Origin of the sequence: Latilactobacillus graminis DSM 20719 (genome assembly GCF_001436415.1) — a bacterium.
In the GTDB taxonomy this organism is placed as follows: domain Bacteria; phylum Bacillota; class Bacilli; order Lactobacillales; family Lactobacillaceae; genus Latilactobacillus; species Latilactobacillus graminis.
This window is the reverse complement of record NZ_AYZB01000020.1, coordinates 32395-49305: the sequence shown is the minus strand read 5'-3', so window position 1 is coordinate 49305 and position 16911 is coordinate 32395. Positions and strand designations below refer to the sequence as shown.

Below are 16911 nucleotides of genomic sequence, written 5' to 3'. Positions count from 1 at the left end.
ACTATTATTTTTCAATTTCACTATGGATTTCTGGATACTTTGCACTTAATGTAGTTCTAAGTGCACCTACCTGTTTCTTAAAGTCCTGTATTTTATCTAAAATCTGCTCAGCAATTACTTTTTTTACCGGATTTTTAATAGACGCTAATTCGTTTCCCACCAACTCTAAATTATAATACTCCTCATTCTCGTAAATATTGTCTAGTATTTTGAATAACTGCTCTTTACTAATATCCAAAACGGATACGCTTTCTTCTTCACTCACTCTAATTTGTACCTCATTATTGTTAATGTTTAAGATATCCATACTGATTCCCCTTTTCTACATAAGTATCATACCCTGCTTCCATTGCATCTACAAAGTCTTCATAAGAATAACTTACATTTCCATCACTATCAAATACCTCTTTAGACAGGAAGTCTCCTGATTTTAACTCATGTTTTTTTGTAACCGTATTAAATTTAGCGATAATAAGCCTATCTGGATTTAATAATGCTCCTAAAGTTGAATTATGCGTAATAACAAAAACAGGAATAGTACCAGATAATTCCCTGAGCTTTGGTATTAATTCATATTTAATAAATACATTATCTAGAGACCCTTCCGGTTCATCCACTAATACAATATCAGCCTTCTTTGCATCATCTAATTTCATCATTAATCCTAAAGCCATTTGCTGTCCTCCTGATGCACGAGTACCAGCTTCCGTTAATAACTCAACTCTAAAATTAAATAAATATCGAGATAAATCCAATCCACTTTCAAGTGTAAATTTTGTCAGGTACTTATCGCTAAATAAATTCTTCAGAAATAGTAAGTAATTTTTATTTATATATGGCGTTACTAAATCACCCTTTACCGCAGTCCTACCCTCACTTGGTACATTTTTTATAAAATCATCGGCACTTTTCCACTCTTCTTTTACAACATGAATTTTATAAGAATATTCGGGTACTACATTATCCACAATATCTGCAATAGCTTTCTTCATAAATAATTCAATTTGCTGTTTTTCTTTATAACGGCTAAATTGACTCACAATATCAAGGGTACTAACTGGCTGTATAGCAGTTTTTTTTACAACTATATTTTTTACGATTTCTACGATATTATTTACTTTTTCCTTTATTTCATTATCTAATTCTTGTCTTATCAAATTAGTTCTAAGTTCTCTATACGCCGATATCAAGTTAGCTAGGTATATTTCCCTTCTCTCCCCTGAAATGAATTGCCATAAATCTCGAGCTTCAATTACTTCCTTCATCTTCTCCATATTTTTTTGGTTCTGTTTTGTGTCTAATATCTCGAATTTATTTTGTGAAAATAATTGAACTTCTTTTGCTACTTTCGAAGATACAAACTCATTAGCAAATCGTCTCACACTCTTTAAATATTCTTCAACTTGGTCTTCAAAATTGGTTTTATAAAACTGTACAATACCATCAAGTTGCGTTTTATTATTTTCTACCCATCGATTTCGAAAATCATTTGCTATCCTATTTTTTTCTTGATCCAAAAATACTTTTGTTTCTTCATTTGATTTGAATTGACGAATATATGCAATTGTGTTGTCACTATTTTCATATTGGCTTTGTATATGGTCTAGTAAATATGTTTTCCCACTACCCCTTCTACCAACAATTAAATTTAATTTTGTTGAAACGGCTATCGGATTATTTTCTACATCAATTTCAAATATATTACTAAGTCCATCTTTAGTTGTTTGAACATGTTCTTTATTTTTTAACTCTTCTAACAATTGATTAAAATTAAATTTTTCCATCTGCACAAAGGTGTTCTTCAACCCAAGTTTTACTATATCATTGCGAACGGGATCAGGATCAACTTCTGTTGCATGGCCGTCACTAAATAAAACTGGACAATATGGTTGATCCTGTAATAATGCTTTTTGAAACCTTAATTGTGTTCCTACACCGCGTACAAGAGTATAATTTCGAAAGAATGGATCATTAAAATCTTCATCAATTACAAGTGAATTACTCTTACCATACTCAAAAATAATGATACCTTTTTTCATTTCTGAGAATTTTTCTTTAAACTCTTCGATAGATAGTCCTTTCACTGCACCTAACTCAAGGGCCTGTGCTATTTTAGCTAACTTATTTCTATTATCTTCTGAATTTTCAAAAACTATATTCACATGTCCATCTTTTAAACTTAATTCAATACCAGGTAATACTGTGCACTCTAATGCATCATTAATTTCCTTAAACTGCGTCTCTGAAAATAAATTATGATTTGTTATTGCTATCGCATCCAGTTTCTGGACCTTTACATATTCTTTCAACCAACCAAGTGAAAAAATAAAACCATTATCTTTTCCAGCTTTTGATAATGTATGTATATGAAAATCAATTTTTATTGTCACTATAATCCCCCCAAAAAATTAAATAGTACTATTTAGTAATAACTATATACTTTTATTTCTTACAGTGAAATCACAATTTAATATTATGTCTAATTCTCATTATTCTTTGTAATAACCATATAAATAATAATTTTTATACCCTATAATATATTGAAAGCTCCCCATTTTTCTAACTAATAGCACTCAATTTTAGTTACATCTGATTTTTAAAGATAGTTAGAATCTAGGGCGGATTTTGAGGAGTCGCTATTCGTTTATTTGAGTATTGTACCGCTAGAGGCACCTTTATGTTTTTCATCCCCCAAAATCCGTATAAATAATAACCCAATATTCAAAAACAAAAATAACGGTCCCTAAACAGGGGCCGTTATTTTTATCCATTAAGTGAGCGGATTTTCATCGACCGCCGGTAAGTATCTACCAGCCAAGCCAGCGATCAGCGTTAGCCAGCCCACACTGATTAGACTGGCCAGGTGAATCAATTGACTGGTAGTGTTAGTCATTGCGACACTGCTACTGATTTGGGCAATCACGGCCGTCATGTCTTGTTGCCGCATTACGGCTAGGCCCATCAAGCCGGTGATCAAGATAAATTGCATTAGGATACTGCCGAGATACGTATTCCGATATTTAACAATTAAGGTTTGGGCTGGTGTCGTGACACCGGTGTTATAAGCACGATGATTTAAAAGAATGCTGTTGGCACTGCCAAAGAAACTAATCAATACAATCCCGAGGAGGATTGTGTATGGGATCATCATCAGCCAAGCGCCAATGATGCAGCCTAGTAGTTGGCCTTTTAGGTCTGATAATTGGGTAAAGCGTCCTTGAATCGTACGGCGCATAACTTGCGCGAGAAGCATGCCGATTCCATAGGTCATATACGCGGCAATCATTAAGGCCTTATTTTGAACGGCAACAAAGATATAAAGCATTAGGAACGTCTCAAATGCACCGTTGATTAGCGCGGCGATTAATAACCAAGCCAGCATATTCGTCTGCATCCCCCGCGTCAGAATAACCCGTATAACTAGTCCAATTAAGCCAACAATCGCAATGAGTACTAGTTGCCAAACAAACTTAGCTTCAAATAGGCGCAAGTATCGCAGCGCAAATGCCATGATAGTGACCCAGATAAATAATTCTAAATTATTGACCGATTTCGTTTGCGGTACAAAAACGGCTTCGCCAGGTTGTTTTACAAACGGTTCAAAGCGCTGCATGCCCATCAAACCGATTAAAACAAAACCCATAATGCCCACAAAGACCAACCGGTACGAAAAGTGACTCGCAATGATTAAGCCCCCCAGCGGTGAGCAAACTAAATCCCAATAAGGTATTAATTTCAGTGCCCATCAGATACCATTTCCAAACCACCCGCTCGGGATAATAAACGCCCTCATAGATCGGTATTGATCACACCGGCGCTGGCGCCCAGGATAAAGGCCGCCATATTATTTTAAACGCATTTTGCACGTGCCGACTATTATTCACAAATAATAGGCCCGTTTTTAAGGCTGTGTAGAATGAGATATACAACTGCCCGTTATGGATCATGGTTAACCCAATTAAGGGAAATATTTGAATTAACTTCGCCACTGCAAAGACAAGTCTTTGTTTGATCTTTTCACTAGTCGTTAATGGTTGCCCATTTGTCATCAATCATCCCTACTTTCATTGATTAGATGGTATTCTATATTTCAAAGCACAGCCGTTAAAAGCCGCAATTGATTGCACAAAAAAAATACCGCACAGCGTTAAAACGCTGTGCGGTATTTTGCTTAGCTTTTTATTCCCATTCAATAACCTATTCGGAATTAAGAGAATTCGACACTGATTTATTGGGATTTTTAACGGTATAACTAGCGTGATTAGATTAGATTTGAATTAAACTGTGACCAAAAATATGACCATTAAAATATTGTAAATAAGCTAACTTAATTTACTGCTTTAGTTTGATAATATGTGAAACTCTATAATGCTTACTAGTATAAGGAATTATTCATTATATAATTATTAAGAATTCGCCTACTATTGTATGGTTGTAAGCCAATCATTTCTTATTGGTAAGGCGTTCAAAATAATCTTTATACTTTTTGGAAAAGTGATTTAAATCTAACGATTCACAAATGTCGAAAAAACGGGTTACTTTTTGGTTCCCTGTTGTAGAATCCCCTGTCATAACTAAGAGTAGCCCTTCTAAATATACAGCCATGGCACGACCATAAAAATCTCTTGTTTCAAGAGACTTTTGATACTCAATCAAATATTTTTTTGCTTTAGAAAATTGGGAGGCATCAATACATAGTAAAGTGGCATTAATAAGTATCTTATTATAAGGGGAATTGAATCCTTTTGATTTTGAATAAAGAGTCCTTCTTTTAAGTATTCCGTTAACTATAACTGTTACAGTTTCCAATGGCAGTATATCCATTGTCGATATGAAAATTTTTATCTCTTCACTTGTCCATAAATCCATGGTCATCAACTTATTTACAATAGACATATTCTCATTGGGTTCAGGAATATTCCCTCTCAAGCGCATTATACAAAGTTGGACTATATATTGATATTGCAAATCATTTTTGTTAGAAGATGTTTCTAAAATAGTATTAATTTTTTGGAGCTCTTCGATATTTCCCGAATGATAAAGATCGGACAATCTATACCACCAAAAATCGCTGGAAGATTCTTTGTAATTTAGGTGTATAAACATAAATTCATCAAAACTGATGTTCAATCGTTTTAAAATTTCTAGAAATACTGAAATAGTCGGTTCACTTATATTTCTTTCAATACGGCTATAGTAGCTCATAGTAACGATATCTTTACAAACTTCTTTTTGTGTTAACCCTTTTTCAACTCTTATTTTTCTTATGGTTAATCCTAGATCCATGATAACCTCCTATAAAAAATTAATTATTTATGATTTTTTTTGTAACTAATTAAAGTATTTTTAATTGGTTTTCCAAGGTTATTTTTTCTGTAATATTGATCTCCGAGCTTCTTACCTGATCTATCGCAGATAAACATTATGATTTTAAACCATATTTTTGAAGTAGTAAATTAATACATATAAGATTTTGATAAAAATGACTTATAATACTTCTTTTGGACAATTGTCTTAAAAAAATGATATTGTATATGGATGAACATGTGAAAATGAGGAAAAATAAAGGAGAAAGTTGTGAGAAATCTATGAGAACCATTCGCCGCAATGATTCTATTATTGGGGAATCTTTTACCAACCGGACCAACTATAGCAGATGTAATAGATCGCTAGAAACCAAACAGGCGCAATTACAAACTGAGCCATAGAAAAAAGCGCTATTTACCATGCTTGATTTGATAGAAATATGACATAAAAATTTGAGTGAAATAAAGAATAGATGATTACTTTAATACTTATAGAGTTACTAAAGAAGGAGATTTATAATGAAGAAAAAGATTTTTGGTGTTTTATCGTTAGCTATCTTATTAAATTCCCTTGTCTTAACGCCTTCGATAAAAGTATGGGCTGAAGAACAAAAAGAGACCGTAGAGCAATATAACAATACGGATTTAAAATCTATAGAAAAGACAACGGCGTCTTTATCTGATCCAAGTAATTCGATTGATTCTTCAAAGAACAATAAGGAGTCAACAAACGGGACGAGCGAAAGGCCCTTAGAGGTACCTGACTCGAGTGTCTTTGATCAACCTAATGCTACAGCATCATCGGAAGTAGCTGCCTCGAATAATGTTATGGCAGCAGAAGAAGATCTTTCATCATGGCTGCCAGATCCAACATTACAATCGATTGTCGCCAATTCTCTTGGTATATCAGTCTCAGAAATCACAAAAGAAAAAATCAGTCATTTAGAAATGCTATATATATACCCTAGTGATGCTAATATTGCAGACTTGACTGGATTAGAATATGCTACAAGTCTTTCCTCTTTTTACATGAGTGGAACGAATCAGATTACTGATTTTACTGTTTTAACCACTTGTAAGAATTTAGCTTATGTTTATTTGATGGGGGCAAATGTAACTGATGATAACGTACCTAATTTTGGAGATAACATAACGAAATTAGACCTTACTGATGCAAGTGTGACAGATGCTGTATATTCAAAGATTGTTAACATGAGCGGACTAGAATCGTTAAGCTTTGACTCTAATATGAATATTACAACTATTGCTCCATTAGTTGCTCTCCCCAATTTAAGAGAATTACGGATTCAATTTTGTGGTGTTTCAGACTTTACTGTAATTAATGAGTTTCCTAAATTAGAAAGTTTAGCAGCTTACGGCCAGAATGTAGGAAGAAAAGATGAGCCAACTTCAATATCAGCTAAAGATTTAAAGTATGATCAGGAAAATCAATCTTTTTTTGTCCCATTTTCACTAATGCCCAATCGATTAACAAATTTTGATGGGTATCAGCCGCCTTTTACAACATCTAATAGTACTAGTCAGACATCCTTTGATTTGAATGGTGTACAGGTACCTTCTTCAAGACTAGCTATTACTGAAGATGGGATTACTGTATCTGGGGTTACTCAAAGTGAGTTTGAAAGTATTGAAACAATGTCGTATAACGCACGATTTAATAATCTTGCTGGATCCTATGCACAACCAGATGATTATAGTTTTTACGCCATTTCTTCAGGAACCTATTTGCACCAATTCTTGATCAATCATCAAGAAGCCGCTGCAGATATCATAGTAAGTTATATTGATACTGACGGGAATGAATTGAAACCTTCTCAAAACATTAGCGGTAATATTGGTGAATCTTTTGATGCAACAACGCCAGAGTATCGGTTAAAAATAGCCGGGTATACTCTAAAAGAAGTACAAGGTGATGTGACGGGCACCTTCAGCGAAGATACCCAAGAAGTAGTGTATGTATATGAGCGCAGCGATGCAGCACCAGTGACGGTGCGGTATCAGGATTCCCAAGGAAATCAATTGTCAGAACCAAAAATCTTAAGTGGAAAAATCGGGTTGCCATATGAGAGTGAAGCAAAAGAAATTACTGGCTGGTCTGTGATTGAAACGCCAAGTAATGCATCAGGAATCTTTAGTGAAGATACCCAAGAAGTAGTGTATGTATATGAGCGCAGCAATGCAGCACCAGTGACGGTGCGGTATCAGGATTCCAAAGGAAATCAATTGTCAGAGCCAAAAATCTTAAGTGGAAAAATCGGGTTGCCATATAAGAGTGAAGCAAAAGAAATTACCGGCTGGTCTGTGATTGAAACGCCAAGTAATGCATCAGGAATCTTTAGTGAAAAAGCGCAAGAAGTAGTGTATACTTACGCTGTCCAACTGGAAAATGAAGAAAATAATAATCTCGAACCAGATGTGTCAGAAAAGAATGATGAGAACGAATCAGAAAATAATTATCAAGACAAAGAGAACAAACAAAGTGGAGAGAAAACAGATAGAGAAGACAGTTCTGCTGGGAAGTTACCAAATACAGGAGAAGAAAAATCAAGTCAAAAAGTAATGATCGGAATTGGCTTATTATTTGTCCTGTTTACCTTAGTAGTAATTGGAAAGCGGAAAAAAAGTAAACAAAAATAAACTATAGTATTTTTATTGGAAAAAGGTATTCAGAAAATAAAATTTTCTGAATACCTCTTTTTTTACAAGCATAATTTGAACAATTGGCTATCTTTTGTGTCTACAAACTCGTCAAAAATTCGGTTTATAAATTTTAAAACTATTTTTTGGTGCCAGAAACTGAACGCAAAGCGAGACACATCTTGTTCGCTACTAATTTACATGGTAAACTGACGCTATTCGTAAAATCGATATGATTAGGAAGCGACTAGATTGGATAAAAGAAAGCTTAATCCACAATTATTGAAAGATAAGTTTATAAATATAGCCAAATACAAACAAATAGTAATCTATCTACTCATCGGATCAACTATTTTCAATATATATTTACGTTACAATTACAAGTTTTCAACACTTAATTATAAAAACACACCTAAAAATTTGACGCCGATTGATTATGGTCTGATTGCATTATTGTTGTTAATTACTACTTTTTTTATATTACAAAAAAAGATCCACTTGTATAGATATTATAAATATATGACAACTTGCATTAAACTTTTTTTATTTTTGTTTTTCTTATTTGGAATATATCCTAATTTTAGCTATATTAACTATGGCTGGCACTTTCCCCTACATGACTTCTTTTTACCTCCAGTGATGCCGATATATTCCTCATTAAATATGATAAGCAGTGGATTTCAATTTCTAGTGGTATTAGTATATTTAACGTTTGATTCTATTTTTTACAAAGCATTAGAATTAAAAGGGTTATTCTAAAAAAGCAGTTCACCTTAAACCAAGGTAAACTGCTTTTTGTTAAGCTAATGCAGCCGCTGCAACATAAGGGAGAAGCGCAGCTAATATTGCAAGAAAAGCTCCAATCTCGACCCAAATAGGTTTTATTTGGTTAGTCAACCAATCTAACCCAATTAATACGCCCGCTCGAATCTTTTCTGCATCAGTTTCTAAGACTTTTAGAACATCATTACCGGAAAAGTAGCCATTATAAATCAACACTTTGTAGATTACTTTACAATCAAGCGGTAAATTATCTTGGTGCATCATACCCTTGATGCTTTCCTCCATTGTAATCAAAAGACCCCCTGTCGTCATTTCAGCACTAATCTTAACGCCGCCATTAGAAATTTTAGCGCCAAGACTTGTAATACCTGTTTTGTTAAACAAAGCAGTTAGTTCTGTCTCATTGTATGAACCAAATTGCTTCTCTAATTGCTTTGCCAATTCAACTTCCTCAATAACCCCGTTTTTTATTTTGACAGGTCCATCACCGGCGCCCATTTCGCCTTCAAAAGTAACTCGCATAAATTGGTTTGCGCCAATTAAATATTCTTTACCAAGTTCAAAATCAATGACATTATTGATATGTCCACCTAATAATTTGGCCATTGGATAACCTAGATTACCAGAGTAGCCTGTCGACATGTCTGACACAAAGGCATAAACAGCCAACCCTGAGTCAATCACGTGCTGGGCGACATTCCGTGTACCATAAATCCCAACACGGAATCGGTCAATTTGGTTAAATGCCGCGTTAACGCCTTGCATATATTGAAATTAAGATGTACCTTATAAAATATTTAAGTGTAAAAGTTCGGATATAAAAAAGAAGGTTGGCACAACACAGATTTTGTCCCAACCTCTTCATTCTGAAAAATTTTTATACTATTACAGTTTATTTACATTATAAGCAATAAAGTTATAATGAGTAAATAAATCATTATCGTTATAGGAGAAACAATATGTTGAATAGCATCGCGCTTTATATACTTTTTTTTAGCCCTTTTCTTGTGCAACTTAGCCTCTACTTTACAGAAAGAAAAAGAAGAAAAATAATTAGACATCTACCTAAATCAAGACGAAGATTATTCAATTTTGAGTCAGCAGAACTATTTGAAAATAATATTCCACACTATTCTATACTCATTCGAAGCTACGTCTTTCTCCCGGTTCTAGCACTTTGTCTTTTCGGTATTGCTCTTGGAACTGATAATGCTTACGACAGTGCAGTACACAATACTAATGTATTATTTTTCTTAGTTGCTATCGTTTTAGCCAATAGCTCAAAATTTATTCTTGTAAAAAAAATAGAACAATTTTCTAAGAACCCTATCTATCATTTTTAAAGGAAAATAGCGATATTCCACCCCATAGTAATAAGCAACGAGTTTTTAAATTTTTTTGAATTACTTAACTTTAGCGCTATCGTTGTTAAACTTAATTATTTTCTTTTTGTTGGGATAATACAACTAAGTTCTTAGTCTATTGCTAATTCTGCCCCAACCGAAGATATTAGTGGAATAGCCTCTGGTATTGCAATTGAAAGAACTGCTGCCACCAGTCCCCTAAGCACTGGTAACAGATTAGGGTTTAATTGTTTCTCATATTCTGGAATAGATGCGAATGCTTCAGCTAACACTGCGTCTGGGATTCCAAAGCCACCTGGATGAACATAGACTTCGATTATCACCGTGAAACTGACTTTTCCTTTTTTTCCGAGATCTCTTGATGCTTCAAAAACAAATTTTAAACCGACCAAACCATTTCTAATTTTTGGCGAACAACTAATACTCCCGTTTTCAAGCTGTGCGGCAATATCATTGAAGGTTGCTTCCATATCCGCTTGTTTAATATCAACTAAGATATCACCATATTTTGTAAACGTTTCATTTAAACTGCCGCTTATTTTACCTTTTTTAACACTTAATGTGGCCATATTCTTCTTATTATTTTCGTCCCACTTGTCTATTACCTCACCATAAATATCTACCAAGAGGTCATGATACTCAAATTTACTTGTCACTGAGAAATCAACGTTCCATAGTGCAGCACACCCTGGCAATCTTGATACTAAATTGTGAGTGGTATCCGCCATAATTTGACCAGGGTCAATATTGAAAGTATCGCTCCCGCTATCAAGTCCGGAAGCTGCCACTTGATCAATTGGGAGACTGCCAATACTATACTCAATAAATTGATCAAAACCCCAATTATTTGGCATTTTATACCCTAAATTACCGGAAAAGCCAGTTGACATATCGGAAACAAAACATTTAGTCGCAGCTCCTGCAGCTAATGCATGACTGCAGACATTTCTCGTACCGTAAATACCGACCTTATAGTATGTCATTTCAGCGTTAACAGCCTTAATATAAGGTAAAACAACACTTGCAATATCGCCGTCAAGCACGTCTGAATCAACCGCAAAATAAACCGTTACCCCTTTAGGGAATCCTAGCGATAGTGCTGCATTTCTTGCTGTCAGTGCATCTAATCTCCCTTGGCTTGCTGTGAAATAAGCTTGGTCACCATCATAATCTTGATAAATTGGAAAGATGCTTAAACCACCAGTTGTAATTGTATTGACTTCAGAAATGGTTAAATTCTTTGCTCGTTTATTGGGGCCGACACCTACGGTACCCGTTAGGTAGCGACCTACGATACTAAATCCATATTGTTTTAGCGTTGCGACGTTAGCTCCAGTTAATTGCGTCGAGGTATCACAAGCAATTGAATCGCGATTCGTATTCCCATTACTGGTTAATAAGCCTTTAATGACTGTTAAATCACTAGTTGAGTTGAACGGTGGTTAAAGCCAATGGTTATCCAAAGTGTGACATTTATTCGTCTGCGCGTCGTGGTTTAACCAACCACGGTTCTATCGAGAAAACTTATGCCACAAAACTACTAGGTCGCCAACTATGGTCGTCCACAACCAGATGTTGAAAATGTTGGAGCATGACAGTTTACTGATAATTGGCTACAAAATGGTTGCAAAAATAAAAAACCGTGAATCCCTTGAGTATCAAAGGATTCACGGTTTCTTTTTTTATTCCCATTCCACTGTTGAAGGTGGCTTGCTCGTAATATCGTACACGATTCGGTTGACGTGATCGACTTCGTTGACGATTCGCACCGAAACCTTTTGCAAAATATCCCATGGAATCCGTGAGAAGTCGGCTGTCATGCCGTCGATTGAGTTAACGGCCCGGATGCCGACTGTATAGTCGTATGTCCGACCATCGCCCATGACACCCACACTGCGGATACCTGGTAAGACAGTAAAGTATTGCCAAACTGTTTTATCTAAGCCGGCAAGCGCAAATTCTTCACGCAGAATTAAATCACTGTCGCGGACAATCTTCAATTTGTCTTCTGTGACTTCACCAAGGACCCGAATCCCAAGACCAGGACCAGGGAATGGTTGGCGCCAAACGAGTTCATGTGGCATCCCTAATTTTTCACCAAGGTCACGAACTTCGTCTTTAAATAACGTCTTTAAAGGTTCAATTAAGCTAAATTGCATGTCTTCTGGTAGCCCACCAACGTTATGATGGGATTTGATGGTTGTTGCCGTACTGGTTCCACTTTCAATAATGTCCGTGTATAAAGTCCCTTGCGCTAAGAAGTCAATGCCGTTTAACTTAGTGGCTTCTTCGTCGAACACTTGGATAAATTCGTTACCAATAATCTTCCGTTTCTTTTCTGGATCCGAAACACCTGCGAGTTTGTTCAAGAAACGTTCTCTTGCGTCCACTTGGATAATGTTCAAGCCAAATTTACCGCCCAGACTTGCCATCACTTGTTCAACTTCGCCTTTACGGAGTAAGCCGTGGTCAACAAAGATGCTGACCAATTGGTCGCCGATTGCGCGGTGTAGTAAAACCCCAACAACCGAAGAGTCCACCCCACCTGAAAGGCCGAGCAAGACTTTTTTGTCACCGACTTGTTCGCGAATCTTTTCAATCTGCATGTCGATGAAATCGTTCATGGTCCAGTTGGCTTGCGCGCCACAGACACCAAATGCAAAGTTCTTTAAAATATCGTTTCCAAATTCAGTGTTCCGAACTTCGGTATGGAATTGAATTCCATAAATGTGCTTGGCGCGGTTTTCGATCGCCGTAAAAGGTGTGTTATCACTTTCAGCAACTGTGACGAAACCTTCAGGAATCGCGGTCACTTTATCGCCATGACTCATCCACACCGTTTGTTTTTCAGGAAGACCTTTGAATAAGTCACTGTCTTTATCAGTAACCGTAATTTCAGCCTTACCATATTCACGTTCTGTCGATGCTTCAACGTTGCCGCCGCCCGTATAACTAATCAATTGCATCCCGTAGCAAATCCCGAGAATTGGAATCCCAAGTTCTAGCACCTCAGGGTCAATTGAAAAAGCCCCATCATCGTAAACACTCATTGGGCCACCAGAGAAAATAATTCCTTTAGGGGCGATTTTCTTGATTTGCGCCGCGGTTGTCGTGTTAGGTAACAATTCAGAGAAAATCCCGAATTCACGGATACGACGTGTAATCAATTGATTATACTGACTACCGTAATCTAAGACGATAATCTTATCGAAATCTTGCATGTCCTTTTGGGCCAAACAACTCACTCCTTTTTTGTATCGAGCACTTAATGCTCATTTGTTAACGCTGCTTAAACTATAATGTATCTATTTTACTGATTAATCATAGAAACGTCAATGGATTGCTGCTGATCTGTGAAAAAGCCCAGCTGTTTATTAATATTTACGGAGAAATACCTTGTCAATCACGTGATGTCTTGTTTTATGCAAAATAACATCCGCACGATTACGCGTTGGTAAGATATACTCATTTAAATTTTGTAAATTAATATCGCGCCATACCCGTCGTGCCATCTTAAAGGCGCTCCCACGGTCACCAATCGCGTATGGATAGTAGTAATTGGTTGGATCATCTTGCGCGAGGTCAAGTAGTAAATCGAAACGCTCTAGAAACCACTTCTTAATCAGGTCGGCTTGTGCATCGACATATATTGAAAAGTCAAAAAAGTCACTGACGAAAATTTGCTCAGTCGAGGGTAACTGTAATACATTAATGCCTTCAACGATTAAAATATCCGGATCATCAATGATATCAAACTCGCCAGGCACAATATCGTAAATTTGGTGCGAATACTTTGGCGCTTTGACCGGTTCAACATTATTTTTAACCGCGTTCATGAAGTGAATTAAGCGTGGCATATCATAGCTTTCAGGAAACCCTTTTTTATCGAGAATCCCTTTTTGCTTCAATGTCGCGGTGGGGTATAAGAATCCATCTGTTGTCATCAATTGAACTTTCCGATCCGGATACGCCCGACTCAAAAGAAGTTGCAACAAACGCGCGGTGGTACTCTTACCAACCGCAACACTGCCGGCGATGCCAATGATAAACGGGGTGCGGTGCGGCTCAATCTTAAGAAATTGTGATTTTTGAACTTGCTGTACTTGGAACTGTTCATAATTCATCTGTAATAAATGACGCAATGGCAAATAAATATCACTTACATCCGCAAGGGAAATCCGATCATTCAAGCCCCGAATTTGTTGTAATTCATCAGCTGTAATGCCAGTATATGCATCCCCGTGGCCGTGAAAAAAACGCCACTCATCACGCGAGATTTGATAATATTTCATCTCGTTTTTCATATGACATCCTCCAATACTAATCGCATCCATTTTAACATTAAATCTAGAGTGCGTCACCAATCGGTTTACTTTTAAATAATCGTCAATTGTACTGCATGTTAGGCCTTTACAGTTTTCTTTCACGGTAGTTGATAATATCAAAAAACGCCCGCCTTTCAGCGCGCGTTCTTCACTTATTGAATCAATGTGTACTCATCTGGATCAACATTATCAATTAACGGTGACATGCTACCAGTTGCTAACAAGGTTAAACGATGCATGGCCCGTGAACAAATCGTATACAGTAATTGACGCTGATTTTCATGCGCATAATTGCTGGCACTAATTTGCCAACCAATAATCGCATCAAATTCTAATCCTTTGGCTAAGAAACTAGGAACCACTAAAGTCCCTGCTGCTAAGCGTTGATTTTCAGAGCGAATCAGTGTCACTTTCGTCCCACTGGCTTTCAACTTAGCCGTTAGGGCTTGAGCTTGGACCAACGTCTTAGTGATAATGGCCGTCGTTAACTTGTCGGCGGTATTTTTAACCAATTGAGCATTCACGTCGGCGACTAATGCCTCTTCGGTTGAACGCACAATCAAGTTGGGCTTGTCGCCTTGGCGATTGAAGGCGTCAATTTTCTGACCACCTTTTAAAAGCCCTTTAGTAAAGTCTGTTACTTGCTGTGTTGAACGGTATGAACGTGTCAGCTGAACAACCTTCGTATTTTGCGCATCAAAGAGTTGTTGTACTTGTTGGAGTAAATTGGTACTGCTTTCCTTAGTAAAAATCGCTTGATTCAAATCCCCCAGCAATGTAAACCGTGCTTTGGGGAAGTGCATCTTCAAGAATGCTAGTTCATATGGCGTATAATCTTGGATTTCATCAATGAAAACAAAGCGCATATCGCGTTCACCATGCTTACCGGTCATTAAATCATAGAGATGCAAGTATGGGGTAACGTCTGATAACGTCATTTTTTTAGCCTTCAAATTAGCGACAAAATCACTCACATGTGCCTGCCAGTCTTCTGCGGTAATTGCGAACTCTGCCAAATCAACCAACTGTGGTACAATCCGCATAAAATGTACATATTGTGCTTGAATGCTTAAGAAACGGTTTCGTTGAATCCCCTTTTGAACTGGCTTGAAAGCCTCCAGCACAATTTGCTTAGCAATGTACTTACTTTCTGCTTCCCCGGTTTTAAAATCTTTACCAACTGTTATTCCGCGTAGCTCTTCATCACTCAAGTTTTCAGCACGTTCGGTGACCCAGTCCGCCTTTGTCTCGTGATTAATTTTATGGTTTAAACTTCGTAATAAACTTTCTTTAGTGGCATCCAACCGATTCCCTAAATGATAGTTTTCGTTAAACCGATAGTAAACTTCGCTAATTTTTTCCTTACTGAGTAGAACCTTTCCGCCGACTTTTAAATCGCGAAACCGCATGTCTCCTTTTTCAAGGTGGGCTGCGTAACGCTTAACAGCTTGATAGAAAACTAAACTTTCCTTCAAACGGCTAATCCGCCCATCTTTTTCAGAAATTGGCGTTTCGAATTGATCAAACAAACTCTGTACCGTAAGGTTCGGTAGCCGGCGGGCAACATATTGATAGTATGTCATCTGAATCATATTTTGTTCACCCAGCTCGGGTAACACATCAGCAATATAATCGTTAAATAGTTGGTTCGGCGAAAACATAATCACTTGGCTAGAATCGAGGTTGCCGCGATAGCGGTAAAGCAAAAAAGCAATCCGTTGCAAGATTGCGGAGGTCTTCCCCGAACCAGCAGCCCCTTGGACAAACAGTAAATCCGCATCAGTATTGCGAATGATTTGGTTTTGTTCACGTTGAATCGTCGTCACAATACTCTTCATCTGCGTATCTGACTTTTCACCCAACACCTCAAGCAACATTTGATCGCCAATCGTTTCTTGTGTGTCAAATAACGCCTTGATTTGCCCATTTTCAATTAAGAATTGACGTTTTAAAAAAATATCAACAGCTTGTGGACCGTCTGGCGTTTGGTATGTCACTGCACCGGTTTTACCTTCATAGTAAATCGATGAAATGGGCGCACGCCAATCATAAATTAAGAAATGATCATCTTGGTCGGTAAAAGAACCCAAGCCGATATAAATCGATTCAGGGGTCGGTTCACCTTTTTCTTTAAAATCAATCCGCGCAAAATAAGGTGTCTTTTCCATTTTTTGCAACGTCGCGAGCTGGCGCGAAGATTGCTGCCAAGAATTATTACGTTCTTGTAGCATTTGCCGTTGTTGTTCGATAGAGACTGCTGTTTCAGTCATCGCCGAATCATTATTGAAATTCAAACGCACATCGTCAAAGAAATTTGCGTTAATTTCCTTTTCTTCTGATTTAGCCCGATTAACGGCGCCTTCGAAGTGCTTTTCAGCGTTTTTAATTAAGCCAATAATCCTTGTTAAACGGCTTTGTTCAAATGATTTTTGTTCGTCAGTCACAGCAAGTGCCCCCAATTTCTAAATAAACAAT

11 protein-coding genes and 1 pseudogene are annotated in these 16911 nt (G+C 36.9%); 1 reads left to right on the top strand and 11 read right to left on the bottom strand.

The features are described from left to right. Positions 1 to 4: 4 nt before the first annotated feature. The 5 genes from FC90_RS04395 to FC90_RS04375 form a co-directional block, all read right to left on the bottom strand. Entirely contained in the window at positions 5 to 265 is a 261-nt protein-coding gene (locus tag FC90_RS04395; RefSeq protein ID WP_151886770.1) for a hypothetical protein, read from the bottom strand. Positions 266 to 287: 22 nt separating this feature from the next. Next, positions 288 to 2390, bottom strand: coding sequence for a hypothetical protein (locus FC90_RS04390; protein ID WP_057908085.1), 2103 nt, complete (start codon positions 2388 to 2390; stop codon positions 288 to 290). A gap of 380 nt (positions 2391 to 2770) precedes the next feature. Then, on the bottom strand, positions 2771 to 3652 hold the full coding sequence (locus tag FC90_RS04385) for a hypothetical protein (RefSeq protein WP_151886771.1): 882 nt from the start codon (positions 3650 to 3652) through the stop codon (positions 2771 to 2773). A 154-nt stretch (positions 3653 to 3806) separates the two neighbouring features. Next, a complete protein-coding gene (locus tag FC90_RS04380; protein ID WP_057908083.1) occupies positions 3807 to 4049 on the bottom strand; it encodes a hypothetical protein in 243 nt (80 codons plus the stop codon). A gap of 394 nt (positions 4050 to 4443) precedes the next feature. After that, positions 4444 to 5286, bottom strand: coding sequence for a helix-turn-helix domain-containing protein (locus FC90_RS04375; protein WP_057908082.1), 843 nt, complete (start codon positions 5284 to 5286; stop codon positions 4444 to 4446). 539 nt (positions 5287 to 5825) lie between these two features. Here FC90_RS04375 and FC90_RS04370 point away from each other — a divergent pair. Continuing rightward, the gene (locus FC90_RS04370) at positions 5826 to 7964 is read left to right on the top strand and encodes a MucBP domain-containing protein (protein WP_057908081.1); all 2139 of its coding nucleotides are present in this window, start codon (positions 5826 to 5828) and stop codon (positions 7962 to 7964) included. Positions 7965 to 8762: 798 nt separating this feature from the next. On the opposite strand, the gene FC90_RS04360 is transcribed toward FC90_RS04370, so the two are convergent. The 6 genes and pseudogenes from FC90_RS04360 to helD all read right to left on the bottom strand — a co-directional run bounded on the left by FC90_RS04360 (position 8763) and on the right by helD (position 16880). Continuing rightward, complete coding sequence (locus FC90_RS04360) at positions 8763 to 9353, bottom strand: hypothetical protein (protein ID WP_151886772.1); 591 nt, start codon at positions 9351 to 9353, stop codon at positions 8763 to 8765. Between the two features lie 3 nt (positions 9354 to 9356). Next, positions 9357 to 9512: pseudogene (locus FC90_RS09470) on the bottom strand (glycoside hydrolase domain-containing protein); the annotation flags it as partial. Positions 9513 to 10221: 709 nt separating this feature from the next. After that, a complete protein-coding gene (locus FC90_RS04350) occupies positions 10222 to 11475 on the bottom strand; it encodes a glycoside hydrolase domain-containing protein (RefSeq protein ID WP_226789497.1) in 1254 nt (417 codons plus the stop codon). Positions 11476 to 11793: 318 nt separating this feature from the next. After that, positions 11794 to 13332, bottom strand: coding sequence for a glutamine-hydrolyzing GMP synthase (gene guaA / locus FC90_RS04345; RefSeq protein ID WP_192937887.1), 1539 nt, complete (start codon positions 13330 to 13332; stop codon positions 11794 to 11796). Positions 13333 to 13485: 153 nt separating this feature from the next. Beyond that, entirely contained in the window at positions 13486 to 14415 is a 930-nt protein-coding gene (gene coaA, locus FC90_RS04340; RefSeq protein ID WP_057908075.1) for a type I pantothenate kinase, read from the bottom strand. Between the two features lie 173 nt (positions 14416 to 14588). Beyond that, positions 14589 to 16880, bottom strand: coding sequence for an RNA polymerase recycling motor HelD (gene helD / locus FC90_RS04335; RefSeq protein WP_057908074.1), 2292 nt, complete (start codon positions 16878 to 16880; stop codon positions 14589 to 14591). Between the last annotated feature and the right edge of the window lie 31 nt (positions 16881 to 16911).

Bases quoted from the DNA above. Each gene is read 5' to 3' on its own strand.
- FC90_RS04380 (WP_057908083.1), bottom strand. From the start codon at position 4,049: ATGACAAATGGGCAACCATTAACGACTAGTGAAAAGATCAAACAAAGA.
- FC90_RS04375 (WP_057908082.1), bottom strand. From the start codon at position 5,286: ATGGATCTAGGATTAACCATAAGAAAAATAAGAGTTGAAAAAGGGTTA.
- FC90_RS04370 (WP_057908081.1), top strand. From the start codon at position 5,826: ATGAAGAAAAAGATTTTTGGTGTTTTATCGTTAGCTATCTTATTAAAT.
- FC90_RS04360 (WP_151886772.1), bottom strand. From the start codon at position 9,353: ATGGCCAAATTATTAGGTGGACATATCAATAATGTCATTGATTTTGAA.
- guaA (WP_192937887.1), bottom strand. From the start codon at position 13,332: ATGCAAGATTTCGATAAGATTATCGTCTTAGATTACGGTAGTCAGTAT.
- coaA (WP_057908075.1), bottom strand. From the start codon at position 14,415: ATGAAAAACGAGATGAAATATTATCAAATCTCGCGTGATGAGTGGCGT.